13 protein-coding genes and 1 tRNA gene are annotated in these 15645 nt (G+C 39.0%); 10 read left to right on the forward strand and 4 right to left on the reverse strand.

The window, feature by feature from the left end:
- Positions 1–168: 168 nt before the first annotated feature.
- Positions 169–1590 carry an MATE family efflux transporter gene (locus AC570H_RS07755; RefSeq protein ID WP_497353394.1) on the forward strand — a complete coding sequence of 474 codons (1422 nt, stop codon included), beginning with the start codon at positions 169–171 and terminating at the stop codon, positions 1588–1590.
- Positions 1591–1871: 281 nt separating this feature from the next.
- On the opposite strand, the gene AC570H_RS07760 is transcribed toward AC570H_RS07755, so the two are convergent.
- Positions 1872–2855 (reverse strand): D-alanine--D-alanine ligase, encoded by a 984-nt coding sequence (locus AC570H_RS07760; protein ID WP_497353396.1) that lies wholly within the window; start codon positions 2853–2855, stop codon positions 1872–1874.
- A gap of 248 nt (positions 2856–3103) precedes the next feature.
- Between AC570H_RS07760 and AC570H_RS07765 the strand changes: the two genes are divergently transcribed.
- Genes AC570H_RS07765 through AC570H_RS07785 form a run of 5 tightly spaced genes read left to right on the forward strand, consistent with a single transcriptional unit; the run spans position 3104 to position 6757 of the window.
- A complete protein-coding gene (locus AC570H_RS07765; RefSeq protein ID WP_497353398.1) occupies positions 3104–3877 on the forward strand; it encodes a PASTA domain-containing protein in 774 nt (257 codons plus the stop codon).
- 5 nt (positions 3878–3882) lie between these two features.
- A complete protein-coding gene (gene mltG / locus AC570H_RS07770) occupies positions 3883–4938 on the forward strand; it encodes an endolytic transglycosylase MltG (RefSeq protein WP_497353399.1) in 1056 nt (351 codons plus the stop codon).
- Positions 4938–5348, forward strand: a complete 411-nt coding sequence (locus tag AC570H_RS07775) for an acyl-CoA thioesterase (RefSeq protein WP_497353401.1) — start codon at positions 4938–4940, stop codon at positions 5346–5348. Before mltG ends, AC570H_RS07775 begins: the two co-directional genes overlap by 1 nt.
- Before the next feature lie 2 nt (positions 5349–5350).
- Positions 5351–6343: a YihY/virulence factor BrkB family protein gene (locus AC570H_RS07780; protein ID WP_497353403.1), complete on the forward strand. Its 993-nt coding sequence runs from the start codon at positions 5351–5353 to the stop codon at positions 6341–6343.
- Between the two features lie 12 nt (positions 6344–6355).
- Positions 6356–6757 (forward strand): hypothetical protein, encoded by a 402-nt coding sequence (locus AC570H_RS07785; RefSeq protein ID WP_497353405.1) that lies wholly within the window; start codon positions 6356–6358, stop codon positions 6755–6757.
- Here the strand turns inward: AC570H_RS07785 and AC570H_RS07790 are convergent.
- Positions 6744–9107 carry an ABC transporter permease gene (locus tag AC570H_RS07790; RefSeq protein WP_497353407.1) on the reverse strand — a complete coding sequence of 788 codons (2364 nt, stop codon included), beginning with the start codon at positions 9105–9107 and terminating at the stop codon, positions 6744–6746. The two genes, AC570H_RS07785 and AC570H_RS07790, sit on opposite strands and share 14 nt — an antisense overlap.
- Positions 9108–9461: 354 nt before the next feature.
- Here AC570H_RS07790 and AC570H_RS07795 point away from each other — a divergent pair.
- The 4 genes from AC570H_RS07795 to AC570H_RS07810 all read left to right on the forward strand — a co-directional run bounded on the left by AC570H_RS07795 (position 9462) and on the right by AC570H_RS07810 (position 13081).
- Positions 9462–9546 (forward strand) — tRNA-Ser (locus AC570H_RS07795).
- Between the two features lie 254 nt (positions 9547–9800).
- On the forward strand, positions 9801–10205 hold the full coding sequence (locus AC570H_RS07800; protein ID WP_497354906.1) for an Arm DNA-binding domain-containing protein: 405 nt from the start codon (positions 9801–9803) through the stop codon (positions 10203–10205).
- Between the two features lie 320 nt (positions 10206–10525).
- Positions 10526–12058 (forward strand): DUF3696 domain-containing protein, encoded by a 1533-nt coding sequence (locus AC570H_RS07805; RefSeq protein WP_497353409.1) that lies wholly within the window; start codon positions 10526–10528, stop codon positions 12056–12058.
- A gap of 3 nt (positions 12059–12061) precedes the next feature.
- Complete coding sequence (locus AC570H_RS07810; protein WP_497353411.1) at positions 12062–13081, forward strand: hypothetical protein; 1020 nt, start codon at positions 12062–12064, stop codon at positions 13079–13081.
- 380 nt (positions 13082–13461) lie between these two features.
- Here AC570H_RS07810 and AC570H_RS07815 read toward each other — a convergent pair whose 3' ends face one another.
- Positions 13462–13989: a GNAT family N-acetyltransferase gene (locus tag AC570H_RS07815; protein ID WP_497353413.1), complete on the reverse strand. Its 528-nt coding sequence runs from the start codon at positions 13987–13989 to the stop codon at positions 13462–13464.
- 119 nt (positions 13990–14108) lie between these two features.
- Positions 14109–15515: an aminotransferase-like domain-containing protein gene (locus AC570H_RS07820; RefSeq protein WP_497353415.1), complete on the reverse strand. Its 1407-nt coding sequence runs from the start codon at positions 15513–15515 to the stop codon at positions 14109–14111.
- Positions 15516–15645 lie beyond the last annotated feature (130 nt).

A 15645-nucleotide genomic window follows, 5' to 3' on the forward strand; every position in this document is an offset into this window, starting at 1 on the left:
TCTGTTTTTTTTCTATTTTTGTTTAACAAATCTACAGAACCATGATAGTTTCAGTAGTCCGTTTACGTTAGTTTTCCAACAACCAGGACTCCAATTCCGGCAATCTATTATTAACAGGCGCATCTTTTGTGCCCTTTGGTTTACTACTTACATTTTTATTTATATTTTATGTCAGAATCTACTAAGACTAGTGGTTTTTCTAATTTCTTTACTGTCTTATGGCAGGCCATTATCGGCAAGGAAACCGATTATACTTCGATCAGCATACGCAAGGCCATTATATTGTTGGCCATCCCAATGATGCTCGAAATGATGATGGAATCGGTGTTTGCCTTGGTCGACCTTTATTTTGTAGGCCACTTGCCAAACAGCAGCAACGCCATTCAAACGGTAGGCTTAACCGAATCGGTATTGACCATTATCTATTCGTTAGCCATTGGAATGAGCATGGCCGCTACGGCCGTAGTAGCCAGGCGTATTGGCGAGAAAAACCCGGCCGCTGCTGCCAAAGCAGGGATGCAGACCATCATTATCGCCATGTTTGTGAACGTGATCATCAGTGTGGTGGGCTTCATTTTTGCCAAAGAAATTTTGCTCATTATGGGTGCTAGCGATGCTACTGCCGAACAAGGTATAACTTTCGTACGCATTATGATGGGCAGCAGTACCGTAATTATGCTGTTGTTTTTGATCAATGGTATTTTTAGGGGTGCCGGCAATGCTTCAATCGCTATGCAAAGCTTGATGATTGCCAATATAGCCAACATCATTTTATGTCCGCTTTTAATTAGAGGCTGGGGCCCTATCCCTGCCTTCGGATTAACCGGAGCTGCCATGGCTACGGCCATTGGACGTGGCTTGGGCGTGGGCTATCAGATTTTCCATCTGGTAAGAGGCAATAGCGCCCTAAAAATCAAATTGGCCTATTTTGCACCAGATTGGGAACAGATCCGCGCCATTGTAAAAATTGCAGCACCGGGGATATTGCAATTTGTAATTGCTTCTTGCAGCTGGATTTTCTTGGCCGAATTGGTGGCCACTACAGGTGGCGATCATGGCTCTGCAGGCTATCAAACCGCATTGAGGCTCATGATGTTCTTTATGTTGCCCGCATGGGGACTGAGCAATGCAGCAGCCACATTGGTGGGCCAAAACATGGGTGCCGGACACCTAGATAGGGCCGAAAAATCGGTATTCGTCACCATGAAATACATAGTGGTTTTTATGGCCGTAGTCATGGTACTTTTCTTAACCTGCGGCCCCATATTCGCCTCATTCTTTACCATAGATGAACAGGTTAAAGCCGTTACAACCGAAGCCTTAAGGATTTTAAGCTATGGTTTTGTACTCTATGGTGTGGGGATGGTATTAACCAGTGCATTTAACGGTGCCGGCGATACCTGGACCCCAACAAAAATCAACGTGATCGCATTTTGGCTGTTTCAAATTCCTTTTGCCTTTTTCTTGGCCAAATACTTGGAAATGGGGCCAACGGGCGTATTTATTGCCATACCTGTTGCCGAAGTAGGCATTACCATTGCTGCTTATATTCTGTTTAAGCGGGGCAAATGGAAGAAAACGATGGTTTAGAAGGTTGAGGGTTGAAAAGTTGAAGGTTGAGGGTTGAAGGTTGAGGGTTGAAAAGTTGAAAGTTAAAAGTTGAAAGTTGAAAGTTAAAAGTTTGGCTAAGCGTTCAGGGTTTGGCGTAAGGCGTTTGTTTGATCAATCAACGCAATACGCTATACGCAGTACGCAATTCGCAATACTCAAGACGCAATACTCAATACGCTATACTCAAGACGCAGTACGCTATACTAGCCAGTCGGGAATTGAATTCCCGACCGGCTTAACTGTAGATTTTCAACCTACTCTTAAATAGTCTCCTCGATAATCTGGGTGTAGAAATCCTTAAGTGGCATGCCCATGGCGGCTACCTGTTGCGGAATAAAACTGGTTGCTGTTTGCCCAGGAATGGTATTGATTTCGATAAAATAGAAATTACCGGTTTGGTGTTCTAGAAAATAGTCTACACGCACCACCCCATTGCAATTCAATAGCTGGTAAACCGATGCAACTACTTCTTCTACCCTATTTTTCTCTTCATCCGTCATTCTGCCCGGGGTAATTTCTTCGGTAGCGCCTGGGGTGTATTTGGCTTCAAAATCGAAAAACTCATTGGCCGGAATAACTTCTGTTGCCGGCAATACGGTTATCTTTCCTTTTGAGCGGAAAACGCCTACCGAAAATTCCCTGCCTTCTACAAACTCCTCGATCAAGAGCTGCGTATCTTCCTTAAAAGCTTTGTTTAGCGCTTCTTCCAAATCATCGGCATGTTTTACCTTGCTCATGCCAATGCTGCTGCCCCCGTTATTGGGCTTCACGAAATAAGGGAGTTTCAATTGTTTCTTGATATCGTCGATGCTGTAATCGCCATCTTTAAAAATCTGTACAGATTTGGCTACATTCAGGTGCTTAATACCCTTAACCACCGCCTTGGTATAGCCTTTATTCATGGTAATGGCCGAAGTAAGCGCATTACAGGTGGTATAAGGCAAACCAATCATATCAAAATAGCCCTGCAATTTTCCATCTTCGCCCGGCGAACCATGGATGGCGATAAAAACGCCATCAAATTTTATTTTTCTGCCATTTAAGGTCAATGAAAAATCGTTTTTGTCGATTTCGATTTTTACCGAGTCGGCAGGTTCATAAAACCACCCATTTTCGGAGAGCATTATTTTGTAGACCTCAAATTTTTGGGGATCAAGGTTTTGCGCAATTGTAATAGCGCTTTTTACAGAAACAACCCACTCGCCAGTGGTGCCTCCTGCTAATAATGCAATAATTTTTTTCATTAGTTTATGATTTGTATTTCAATGGTAATGAACCCATCATGATTTTTATTTATCATTAAACCATGATGGGTTCATTGTTATATTTAAAAATAGGCTTAGAATTTGTTCCAAAAATATAAAAGAGTTTAGTAAAGGAACAATTAATTTTAGGGTTTGTCCGTTCAGTTAAGGCTGATTTGATTTTAATTGAGATAAAATATTTTTTTAAACTAAATTTGGGCATTATACATCCATCACTCAACAAATAAATGGGCAATTTTACTGCGTACCTTAAAACAAGATCTTTCAGAAATAATTTATTGGCGGCAATAGGTACGGTTATAGGCCTCTTGTTCATCGCTTTTTTCAGTTTGCGTTATTACACCAAACATGGAGAAGGTTTAGACGTGCCTGAGGTTAAGGGACTTACCGTTGCACAGGCAGTAAGCAAATTGGAAGAGCTTGGCCTTCGCTATGAACTGGATTCGGTTTACATGATGGACAAGCCTCCGGGCATTGTAACAGACCAAGATCCAGATGCCAATACTTTTGTAAAGGCGAACCGAACCATTTACCTCACCATCAATACGGCACAGGCACCAAATGTAAAATTCCCAGATATCGAAGCTAAATCTTTAAGAGAGGCACAAGCCATTCTCGAAAGCTACCGCTTAAAACTGGGCGATACCACCTATAAGCCAGATGTGGCCAAAGACGTAGTATTGGAAGCCCTATTTGGCGGACAACCCATCAAAGCAGGAGAAATATTGCCTACCGGATCGAGGGTAAGCCTGGTATTGGGCGATGGCCGTGGCAACGAAGACATCGAATTGCCTAACCTCACCGGATTTACAGTAGACGAAGCCCGATTCTCACTTAAAGGCCTGATGTTGAGCCTAGGAACGATTACTTACGAGGGCGCCATTACCGATTCGGCAAATGCAGTAATCGTAAGCCAATATCCAGCAGTTGCCGATACTTTGACCAAAGTAAAGATTGGTACGCCAATTAACATCATCCTCTCTAACAAACCGAAACAATAAGCTAAATGAGCACCGAAAATAAAAAACCATTGAAAAAGAGCACCAAAATTGTACTAGGCATTACCATAGTTGTATTGCTCATTGCCGGATTTTATGGCATTAAACTTTACTCCACTTATTTTGCGCCAAACATAAGTGGCAAAGCCAGTTATGTATTTATTAAAACCGAAGCTTCTTATGATGACTTTATCAAAGAGCTGGAAGAAAAAGAGGTATTGAGCAATATCGGTTCTTTTAAGGCCGCCGCCGGAAAAATGAACTTGCCCAACAACCTTAAACCGGGCCGTTATGCCGTAAAAGAAGGCATGAACAACCGTACTTTGATCAACAAAATCAAAGCGGGCAATCAAGATGCGGTTAAATTGAAATTCCAGAACATCAGAAAAAAAGAAAACTTTGCGGCTTATTTGGCCAAAAACATGGAGTCGGATTCTTTGGCCTTTATCAATGTAATCGATTCGGCAGCCCTGATTGAGAAATATGGCTTCAATTCGGATAATATCTATACCATGTTCATTCCCAATACCTACGAATTGTATTGGAACATCAGTCCGATGGATTTCTTTGAAAAGATGCAGAAAGAATATGTTAAATTCTGGAACGACGATCGCAAGCGCAAAGCGGCATCCTTGAACCTCAACCCTATCCAGGTTACTATTTTGGCATCTATCGTCGATTCGGAAGCGCTTTACGACAAAGAAATGCCTACCATTGCAGGCTTATACCTGAACCGCTTAAACAGGGGCATTTTATTGCAGGCAGATCCAACCGTAATCTTTGCGAACGACGATTTTACGGTAAAAAGGGTAACCAACGCCTTGTTAGCCGTAAATTCTAAATACAATACCTACAAATATGCCGGTTTGCCTCCGGGGCCAATTACAATGCCGAGCATTAAGGCCATCGACGCCGTGTTGAGTCCAGAAAAGAACAATTACATCTACATGTGCGCCAAAGAGGATTTTTCAGGCTACCATAACTTTGCCGAAACACAGGCCCAGCATGACATCAACGCCAAAAAATACAGAGAAGCATTAAACAAACGCAACATCTTCAAATAATGTTTGTATACGAAAGTAAAGTAAGGGTTCGCTACGCAGAAACCGATCAAATGGGTGTAGTACACCATGGAAACTATGCCCAATATTACGAGTTGGCCAGAACCGAATGTTTTGAGGCTTGTTCGGGCATGAGCTACGAATCGATGGAAGCCGATGGAGTGATGTTGCCAATTTTAGAGCTGCATTCAAAATTCATCAAGCCTGCACTTTACAACCAAGTGCTCACCATCAAATCTATCGTAAAAAAACTGCCTACGGTAAGGCTGGAAGTTGAATATGAGATTTACAATGAGGCCAACGAATTGATCAATACAGGCAGCTCTTTATTGGTTTTTGTGAACAAGCAAACGCGAAGACCATGCCCGCCACCTGAAAACTTCATGAAAAATGTGAGGCAATATTTTAGTTAGCCATGAACTGGATACACAGACAATTGTTAAGGCTTAAGCTCTATTCTGTATTCATAGAATGGACAAAAGTCTGTGTATTGCCTGGTTTTAGTCCTTTGCCTATTTATACCGTAGCCACTTTCTTTTTTAGGGAGATTGGCAAAGACACCTTGGTTAACAAAGCCTCATCCTTAGCCTATAACTTTTTGTTGGCTATTTTTCCGGCCATTATTTTCCTTTTTACGCTCATTCCCTACATTCCGAAGCGAATTGGCTTCCAGGAACAATTAATGTCGCTCATCGCGCTGGTTTTGCCTAATAATGCCTTTTTGGCTTTCGAGACCACGCTCAATGAGATCGTAAATATCCAAAACGGACGTTTGTTATCGATTGGTGTGATCTTATCGCTCTTTTTTGCCACCAACGGCGTGCACAACCTGATGAAGGCTTTTAACAAATCATCGCTCATTGTAGAGACCCGAAGCTGGCTGAAAAGAAGATTGGTAGCCGTACTCCTCACATTGATCATCGCCTTTTCGGTTATTGTATGCATTATAGCCATGGCACTTGGAGAAATTCTTTTGACGTATTTAAAGGACGAGATCCATTACAAAGGCAACCTTACCACTTATGCCATACAGTTAACGCAGTGGACCTTGTTGGGCACGCTTTATTTCCTTACCGTTTCTATCTTATATCGCTATGGACCTGCCCATGCCAAGAAATGGAAGTTTTTTAGTGCGGGCTCTTGGCTGGCCACCATTTTAGCCTTTTTAACCATCTGGGGCTTTTCCTTCTACATTAACAATTTCGGCACCTACAACAAGGTATATGGCTCTATAGGTACCTTAATCGTGGTGATGATCTGGCTTTACCTCAATTCGTTGATATTGCTCATTGGCTTTGAACTCAATGCCAGCGTTGATCTTTCTAAGCGCAGCGTTAAAATCATCAGGCCTAACTTCAATCTGTTTAAAAAGACCATGCCGGTTGAAGACAAATTAGAAAAGTCTTAAAATGCCGGGCAGATGAAACTCAAAAAACATGTTCTCCTTTCCCTTGTTGCTGCACTTATACTGACCATCGCCTTGGTTGCCGGTCCTGGTGCAGACAGTGGCTATGGTGGCTTGTTCTTTCTGATGATCAGCCCCATCGTGTGGGTTGCTTTTTGGTTATGGGGCCTCCTTCTGCAATGGCTTGCCCAAAAACGCAAGTGGTTGGATAATATGGTTTCCTATGCCCTGCTTACTTTTCTTGCTATCTCATTCGTTATTTTTGCTATCCTCACTGTGTCTAGCGATCGCGATATCCAATCGATTAGCTACGAAGAGATTTTTCTAGATCAACAGATCCTCCTCTTTTTTCTCCTCACTTCAATAGGCTACGGACTTTTGTTTTGGATGTTTAAACAAAAAGCTACTCGTATCTGATCGCTTTGATGGGATCTGATTGGGCTGCCGAAATGGCTTGATAGCTCACCGTAAGAAATGCAATCAAAATAATCGCCAGCGAAGATAGGCCCATCATCCACCAACTGAGCTCGATATGAAAGTCAAACTTCATCAGCCAGCTATCCATGGCATACCATGTAACCGGAATTGCAATCGCTATGGCAATCAGTACCATTTTTACAAAACTCCAGCTCAGCAAACCCACAATATTGAAATTGCTTGCACCTAATACTTTGCGGATTCCAATTTCTTTGGTACGTAATTCGGCGCTATAGGCTGATAGACCCAATAAGCCTAAGCAAGAAATAAAGATAGACAGGCCCCCAAACACGTTGGAAAGAATAGAAAGTGTCCGTTCCTTTTCAAATTTCTGCTGATACAAACTGTCTACAAACTTAACATCTACGGGATAAACCGGGTTCAGCTCTTTAGTGATCTTGCTGATCGTGGCAAGTGCTTCGCTTGTTTTCTTTTCCGGATTAAGTCGCATGGTAATTACATCCGGGATGAAGGAAACCCAGGCAATAACCATAGGCATTTCCTTTTTGCTCGGATCTGCCCAAATAATGTCTTCAAACACCCCAATTATGGTTCGCTGCATGCCACCGAACAGTACCTGCTTGCCGATAGGATCTTGAAGGTTCATGGCCTTTACTGCGGTTGAATTGAGCAGCAAAGCGGCGCTGTCTGATGCAATTTCTCGACTAAAATCTCGACCCAATACCATTTTTACGCCAGTAGTTTTAGTAAAATCGCTGGTGGTAATCAACTGGTTAAAATTGATGCTTTTGTCGGTTTCAGACATGCCTTGCCACTCGAGCCCATTGGTACTCGAGTTTTGGGTAGAAATACTGCCCGAAGTTTTACACATCGCGTTTACTGCTCCCGAGTTTAGCAAACGGCTTTTTAAGAGTTCGTATTTTTGAAAGAGCTGGCCTTCTATTGGCATTTCGACCAATTGATTGCTGTTATAGCCTATGGGCCTATCCTTAATAAACTGCAATTGTCTGTAAATAACCAGGGTGCCTGTAATTAAAAATACGGCACAGCTAAACTGTACCACAACCAATACCTTTCTGAGGTTAACCGATGCGGGATGGACTTTTGTAGCCCCTTTAAGTGTGCTGGCAGGTGCAAAAGACGACAGGTAAAATGCAGGGTAGCTGCCCGATAGGATACCAGTTGCCAATATAAGCGTTAAGATTGCCGCCCAGTGCCAAAACCCCAACATGGCCATGGTTAGCTTGGTATGCAACAATTTATTAAATAAGGGCAGGCTTACTTCGGCTAATATCACAGCCAGGAAAAGACTCAGCACCACCATCAGCACTGCTTCCAACAAAAACTGTAAAATCAATGAAGTTCTAGACGCGCCTATTGTTTTGCGTACCCCCACCTCCTTTGCTCTTTTGGCAGCCCTCGCGGTAGCCAAATTCATAAAATTAATACAGGCAATTAGCAAAATGCCAATGGCGAGACCAATGAAAATCCATACCTGCTGGATACGCCCCCCTGATGGTTTTCCGTTTTCGAATTCCCCATATAGGTGGGTTTTAAGCAAGGGATAAATAAAGGGGGAGGCAAGGGCTTGTGGATCGTGCTGTTTTAAGAAATTTTGAAACTTGGAATTAAATTCATCCACATTTACACCTTGATTCAATTGCAACACGGTGTAAAAAGAATAGTTGCCCCATTGTGGATTTTTATCGAAAATTCCCTGATTCTCGTTCAGCGATACCAAGCTTTCAAAACGATAACTCATATTCTCTGGCAGGTCTTCGATAACGCCTGTTACCGTTAGGTTTGCGAAATTCATAAATTTTAGGCTTTTGCCTAGAGGCTTCTTCTCGCCAAACAAACGATTGGCCGTACTTTGGGTAAGAATAATGGAGTTGGGTTTTGCAAAGGCCGAACCTGCGTCTCCCTCAATAAAATTATAGCTTAATACCTTTAAAATGGATGGATCGGCCAGCCTATTCTGTACTTTTATGCTTTGTTGGCCATTTACCAATAAAGCCTGAGCTGGCCAGGTGATCGCCGCAATATGTTTAACTTCCGGCAGCTTTGCTTTCATTGCATCGGCTAAAGGATGTGGCGTCTGCTCTCCAGTGCTTACCACGCGGTTTCCGTTCTCCAGCACGTTTACCTTTACTTCGTAAATGTTTGCCGCATTGGTAAACTGTTTATTGAATTGCCATTCGCTAGCCACATAAAGCAAAAGCAAGATGGCCGCACAAAGGCCAATGGCCAATCCGCCCAAGTTAATCAGCGAAAAGCTTTTGGCTTTCCAAAGGTGTCTCCATGCAATTTTTAAACTCAGTTCTTCCATAACAAATTCAAGGCGAAGCACATGCCAAATTCTTTAAATGCGTTACAATGCCAATGGGAGAACATTAATTTAATAGCTGTTGTACAATATCGGACATTTGATGTTCAAAATCGTACGCTCGAGTTGCTATTAATATTTCGATCAGCATGCCTCCTATTTTTATCCTTTGTTCTAAGAAAACCCACATTCAGAAAATTATCTATAAAAGCCATTTTCCATGAAAAACCTCCTTTGTTAAGCCGAGGTTAAAATTAGTTTAAAATTTTCTGCTTCATTTCTAGGCGCTTAGCCCTATAATGCAAAAAAGATGACATCGGAGTTTGCAGATTTAATTAGAGTTTGTACTTTTGCGCCGGAGAGTTGGCAGAGTGGTCGATTGCGGCAGTCTTGAAAACTGTTGACTGTTACAGGTCCGGGGGTTCGAATCCCTCACTCTCCGCATCTTTAACGAGCAAAAACAAGTAAACCTATTTAAATTAATTTTTAAATGGGTTTTTGTTTTTAACAGTAAGTCAAATTCACCATATTTCTGCGACTTCATTTGTCTAAATCATTGTCTCTTTTTATTTAAAAATTTGTCCAACGATTTACGGCTAAAATTTGCTTTTTAATTAGTCATTCACTATGTTAAGTACATAACTAATTGAAAATTAGACAAATAATAAACAAAACACTTTCTCGATCTTAATCTTTATTCATAGAGGTAAGAAAAATAAACATGAGCAACATCCTATTTATTGCCGATTAACTATTCAAGGAAAATCTAAAGAGTTTTCAACCCAACTATGGATTGAAGATAAAAAATGGAACGTAGACGCTTCGAGAGTAATTGGCAATAATGAAGCATCAAAATCTGCCAACTATACTCTAGATATCATTAAAACAAGTCTATTCAATATAAGAGCAACCTTACAAGAGCAGGCCAAATTAATAATGCCAACAATAGTAATTAATACGCATTTGGGAAAGAATGGAACAGAATTCACCCTTATTGGTATTCATAGTTATTACAATGAAAAACATATTAAACCTTTGCTTAACAAAGATTATTCAGAAGGAACTTATGAACGTTATAAAATATCTCAGCACTGCGAATAGATGGTTTATCAGCGACTGTATATGATAATATATTAAGTGCGCTGAGTAAAGGATATTTATTTAAAGGATCTATTAGCACAAATCAACAAAGGCACTTTGTTAACAAAAACAAATCATCAGTTATCATTCTATCAAAAAAAGGTAACAAATACAGTTTACAGATTGTGTAGTATTTGAAAATAAATATCTAATTCAAAGAGGTTGGATAGACATACTTTTATTTAACTTCAATTTCCTGTAATTAGTACTATCGCACCTTGAATAATTAATTTTAAAAAACTACGACAAAAATATTTAAATTGCAGAAATAATAACTCTCAATGGCTCATTTAGAAAGTATAAGTTTAGAAAAATTTAGGGTGTTTAATGAGGCCTTTTCCCTAGACATACATCCCCTAACATTTTTAACAGGGCCAAACTCCTCCGGCAAAAGCTCAGTCTTTAAATCTCTTCTATTACTGAAAAGTAATCATAATAGCAATCTGCAAGTATTAGACTTTTCTGGAAGAGATCACAACTTAGGTAATTTTGATGCCACAAAAAACAAAGTACAAGATGAAAGAAATGAAATTCATTTTACTTTGGAAGCAAACGTTTCAGGTAACACAAGTTTTATGTCTTCAACATTTATGAAGGAACCCATTACCACTAGACGGAGCGTTTTTCATATCCTTCACGAATTTGATTCAAAAGAATATGAAAAAATAAAGGTTAGATTGGGTTACCGGAAGGTTGATACTAGTGGTAAGATATCATCTATAAATATTTATCAATACGACGATCCAGATGCATTTTTACAGTTAAACATTGCTAAAGATGAAAACTCATCACATTCAATGAGATTCAATTATGAAAAAATTAGAAAAAACAAACTGATACACAGTATTTTCCTTCGGAGAATACTACCCGACGATTTTAAAATCAATAAACTTGAGAGAGTAAAAACATACACAATCCCTTCTAAATTTAAAATATTAGACAGCGCAGGCGCACAATTTTATGATGAACCTATATTAATTTTCGGAAAATTGTTTGAATTATTTATCAAGGAATTAATGGGAGGAAAAACATTCAGTGAATTAAGAATTAATCGCCACGAGTTCTTGTTTAAATCCCCATTACAACGCATATTAAAAGATTTTTCTGATTTGTTGGATAATACAGAATATCTTGAGGCAGTTCGTGCAAACACGAAAAGGCTCTACACTAATGATTCGCAAGGAACATCCTTTAACGATTTAATTCTGGATTTTACCTCACGTGATATCAATCCTCAAGCAAATATCTTCCTTAATAAATGGCTAAAAAAACTTGAAATTGCTGATAAGATTGTTTTCGAGAGTGTAGAGGGAGTTGCAACTTCAATATATCTTTTAAATGGTAAAGAACGGATAGCTCTTGCAGATTTGGGTTACGGGGTTACCCAAATTATCCCCATCCTACTCAAGATAGCTATGGAGCAACCGATTAAACAAGGTAATGTCTCAACTCGAATAGTTAAAAAATTGATATTGTTAGAGGAACCTGAAACAAATTTGCATCCTAAACTGCAGTCAATGCTCGCAGACTTATTAGTGGATGCAATAGAAACTTTTGAAATCAGATTCATAATCGAAACACATAGTGAATATATTATTCGTAGAATGCAAATACTTGTTGCGGAAAAATTCATAAATAGTAAAGAACTAGCGATATACTATTTCATAAATCCTGACAAAGCCACAGGGAGTGAGAAACAAATAACCAAAATATCAATAAAGGATAATGGGTCATTATCTGATGATTTTGGAGAAGGCTTTTTTGACGAAGCAACTAGAATGAAATTTGAATTACTAAAATTAAAGACTTCTTAATTCATGAAAACACTTGTTGCTCAAAATGAATTTATTACAGATTTATTCGTTTCCGAAGATAATACATGCAAAATTACTAAAGACCTATTCAATTTTCTATCAAAAGACTTCAGAGGTTATAATTTAATATGCGACTTTAAGAGTGTGGAGGAATATCAGAAAGCCTCGGAAGATAACCCATTATGGGAAATGATGGTTGATAAAATCGATAATGTAGCATTCAATCAAACTATATCTAAATCTTTAGAAGAAGATGATTTCTACAAAAATTTAGGATGGCATGGGCTATTTTTATTGAATGCAAAAAAAAATGATTGTGATAAATTAATAAATAAAAGAGGGTTTATATTTCTCTGTTCAGAGAATATTACTACATACTGGCCTATTTTTAAAGAATGTAATAATGAACAAAAGTTGAAGGTCACAAAAAGTAAAATTATGCCAGACTCTCAAAGATTAGATTGTTGGAGTAAATTGAATAAGTTTAGTCATTCATTTAATAGTATCATTATTTTTGACAGGTTCGCCTTAAAGGATTCTACACAGCAAAAAATTTCTGATAACTTGCTACCACTTTTAAAGAATTTGTTGATCAACAATAAATATAAAGGTATAATAACCCTAACTGTAGTTACAGAAATCGCTGTTAAAGATTTGGTAAAAAAGTATGATTTATTAGATAATTTACTAAAAAAGGAGAGGGTAAACAATATAGAGTTAAATATAATAATTCATGACAAAGGTATTTACCCTAGGAATTTTGAGGGTTTGCATTCAAGATTTATTCTAACGAATTATCTCCGAATAACTTCAACAGACAGTATTAATTTTTTCAAGCCAGATAGAAGTGTAAATAATGAAGCTGATGTTGATATTTCTTTTTGCCTGAGAAGTAATAGGAGCTCTTTTTATTTAAATGATCTAACTGCTTTAAAAATTTACATAGGCAAGGTCAAGCAAGGATTAGAAATCTCCAAAGACCTACTTTTTTATCCTAAAGTTCATAACCATCTTTTAAATTAGTATTTCTAGAAACCAACCACTCATTTTACCCCTTAAATCCCTAATTTTCTTTTACCTGGATCATAGATAAAACATCCATCATATCTCTTACAAAAAGAACCCAATGCCAAATACCTTGCTTGTTATAATTGGTTAATGCGATTGCAATTTTGGTAGGAATGTCTCTCCATTTTTTGAATTTTCTTTTACGCTGAACTTTAAGGTATCAATGCTTTGTTCAAATTCAGGATTGATTGAAGGTATTCTAAAAGCACCATCTTTAAAGGTGAGGTCTTGTTTGAACACCTGGTTCAAAATAGCACACAATCAGAAAAACCATATTGTCGATATTAAGGCAAGTCTTTTCATATTATGGCTAAGTAACTGGAATCACTTGAGGGTTATTTTTTTCCTGCATCATTCAAATACACCAGACCAACCGATGCTAAAGCCAGTTCATCAAGTTGGCAAATGTCAGGTTGCCTTACAAATCCCTTACTTTCAAAAAAATCAATAAATGGATTAGATAGATATTCATTGATCCATACGCCATCAAGGTGCTTGCAAACAGACAGACACTTTTCAAAAAGTGAATTTTTAACTTCCAAATCAGGATACTTTGAAAGTATTGCCAAATCAGCTATTCTGAGCGCACGCTTATTTTCCAATGATGGAGGTCTTTTTCCGTTGGAGGTAATTTTTGCATATCCGGCAGGATAATTATCAACATACACCACTAACCATTGATTTGATAAGTCGTTCATTTCAGCTATAATTTGCCTTCTGTTGAAATTTTTATCGATATATTCTTCTAATGTCTTTTGATCAAGAACTGCAGCGAATTTTTCTTTGGCCAGTTCTCTTGTTAATGACCAAATCATAGCCGTTCCTTCATCTGTCGCTATTGTAAACTTTGTAATTATATTCATACCTGTTATCCTATTTGCAGGCAAAAATAAAGAGCTTTAAAAAGAATACAGGGTACAGATCATACAATTAGAACCAGTACAGATAATTCTGAAATAAAGTGCAACAACAGTCGAAGCTCTTATCGTACCAGTTGCCCTAAGCGCCTAATGGCCTCAATCCGCTTTGGAGAAAAGGTATCGGCAATAACTATCCTGAAATATTTGTCAAAAGCATCTGAAAAAGAAAAAGTGTATCCGGGGGTAAACCGTATTCCGATTTTTTCACACTGATCATAAAAATAATCCATATTGGTTTCATCCGGCATTTTTACCCATACATTATACCCTCCAGAGGGTGTTGCAATACAGGTGCTTTCAGGGAAATGTGTTGCAATTAAGTTAACGGCGAAATAAGCGTTTTTTGCCAACTGTATTCTAAATGCCCTCACATGCCGATCATACGTACTACTACTTAGCAGGCGGTTGACCGTTTCCTGGTACAGCGGCGATACCGTACTTCCCAAAGCAAACTTTATTTGTTCTGCACGCTCCATAAATTTGCCGGCGCTAAGCCAGCCAAGCCTTATGCCTGGTGCCAATGTTTTTGCATACGATGAATAGGTCAATACCAGTCCGCTGTCATCGAATCTTTTAATCGTACTTGGCCTGTGCCCATGAAAATGCAGATCGCCATAAATATCATTTTCAATGATTGCTACGTTGTATTGTCGAGCAATGGCCAACAACATTATCTTTTGATCGTCGGTGAGTATTATTCCTGTAGGGTTATGGAAATTGGGCGTTACAATAACTGCCTTAATTGTATTTTTTTGACAGGCTTTTCTAAAGAAGTCTGTGTCAAATCCATTCTTGGCATCGGTAGGAATCTCGATTACTTTTAGTTTTAAAACCCTTATTACCTCCAATACCGAAAACACGCAAGGGCTTTCTACTGCTATTACATCTCCAGTATTGCAAACCGCCGCCAATGCAATATACAAAGCCTGCAGCGCACCATCCGTAACCATCAGCTCGTCTGGATTGATGATGGTTTGATAAGCGGCAGCGCGCATAACGATATTGTCTTTCAGTGCAGGTAACCCGTTCGAAGGATAATAGTGTAGCAATCCAAGCCCCTTTTCTCTGATTACCTGTTGCATTGTACGCAACAATAATTTTTGCGGGATCAACAAATCGCCAGGAGCCGCCACATTAAACTCGGATATTTTTCTTCCTATCCTCAGCGAGGTAGTGAGGGCAAGATGATTTTTAAAAATGGCATCCCTAACTATCGGACGATGTCTGGTTTTCACAAGTCCAGGTTCTGTTTCCGGCATGTTGCTAACATAATAGCCCGATTTTGGCACACTCTCTACCAACCTGCTTATCATTAGATGTTCATAGCCATCCTGTACAGTGCTGCTACTGATATGGTACTGTTCTTTGATTTCTCGAACCGAAGGCAATTTATGTCCCGGCTTGAAAAGCCCCTCCCTGATGTTCTTTTCAATAACAGTAGTGAATACCTCGAATTTATATGCTTTCATCTGTATTGGTTGTTTTTATTAAAACCACACCTGTACTACAAAATTAATGAAATGGAATTAATTCATGATATCCATAAATGGTAATGAGCTATACCCATAACTGTATCAGTTAAATAGTCAGGTTCTGTAC

It is taken from the genome of Pedobacter sp. B4419, from assembly GCF_059693725.1.

Coding starts and splice junctions, on each gene's coding strand:
- AC570H_RS07765 (WP_497353398.1), top strand. CDS start 3,104: ATGGGCAATTTTACTGCGTACCTTAAAACAAGATCTTTCAGAAATAAT.
- AC570H_RS07805 (WP_497353409.1), top strand. CDS start 10,526: ATGGCTCATTTAGAAAGTATAAGTTTAGAAAAATTTAGGGTGTTTAAT.
- AC570H_RS07810 (WP_497353411.1), top strand. CDS start 12,062: ATGAAAACACTTGTTGCTCAAAATGAATTTATTACAGATTTATTCGTT.
- AC570H_RS07760 (WP_497353396.1), bottom strand. CDS start 2,855: ATGAAAAAAATTATTGCATTATTAGCAGGAGGCACCACTGGCGAGTGG.
- mltG (WP_497353399.1), top strand. CDS start 3,883: ATGAGCACCGAAAATAAAAAACCATTGAAAAAGAGCACCAAAATTGTA.
- AC570H_RS07785 (WP_497353405.1), top strand. CDS start 6,356: ATGAAACTCAAAAAACATGTTCTCCTTTCCCTTGTTGCTGCACTTATA.
- AC570H_RS07775 (WP_497353401.1), top strand. CDS start 4,938: ATGTTTGTATACGAAAGTAAAGTAAGGGTTCGCTACGCAGAAACCGAT.
- AC570H_RS07815 (WP_497353413.1), bottom strand. CDS start 13,989: ATGAATATAATTACAAAGTTTACAATAGCGACAGATGAAGGAACGGCT.
- AC570H_RS07780 (WP_497353403.1), top strand. CDS start 5,351: ATGAACTGGATACACAGACAATTGTTAAGGCTTAAGCTCTATTCTGTA.
- AC570H_RS07820 (WP_497353415.1), bottom strand. CDS start 15,515: ATGAAAGCATATAAATTCGAGGTATTCACTACTGTTATTGAAAAGAAC.
- AC570H_RS07790 (WP_497353407.1), bottom strand. CDS start 9,107: ATGGAAGAACTGAGTTTAAAAATTGCATGGAGACACCTTTGGAAAGCC.
- AC570H_RS07755 (WP_497353394.1), top strand. CDS start 169: ATGTCAGAATCTACTAAGACTAGTGGTTTTTCTAATTTCTTTACTGTC.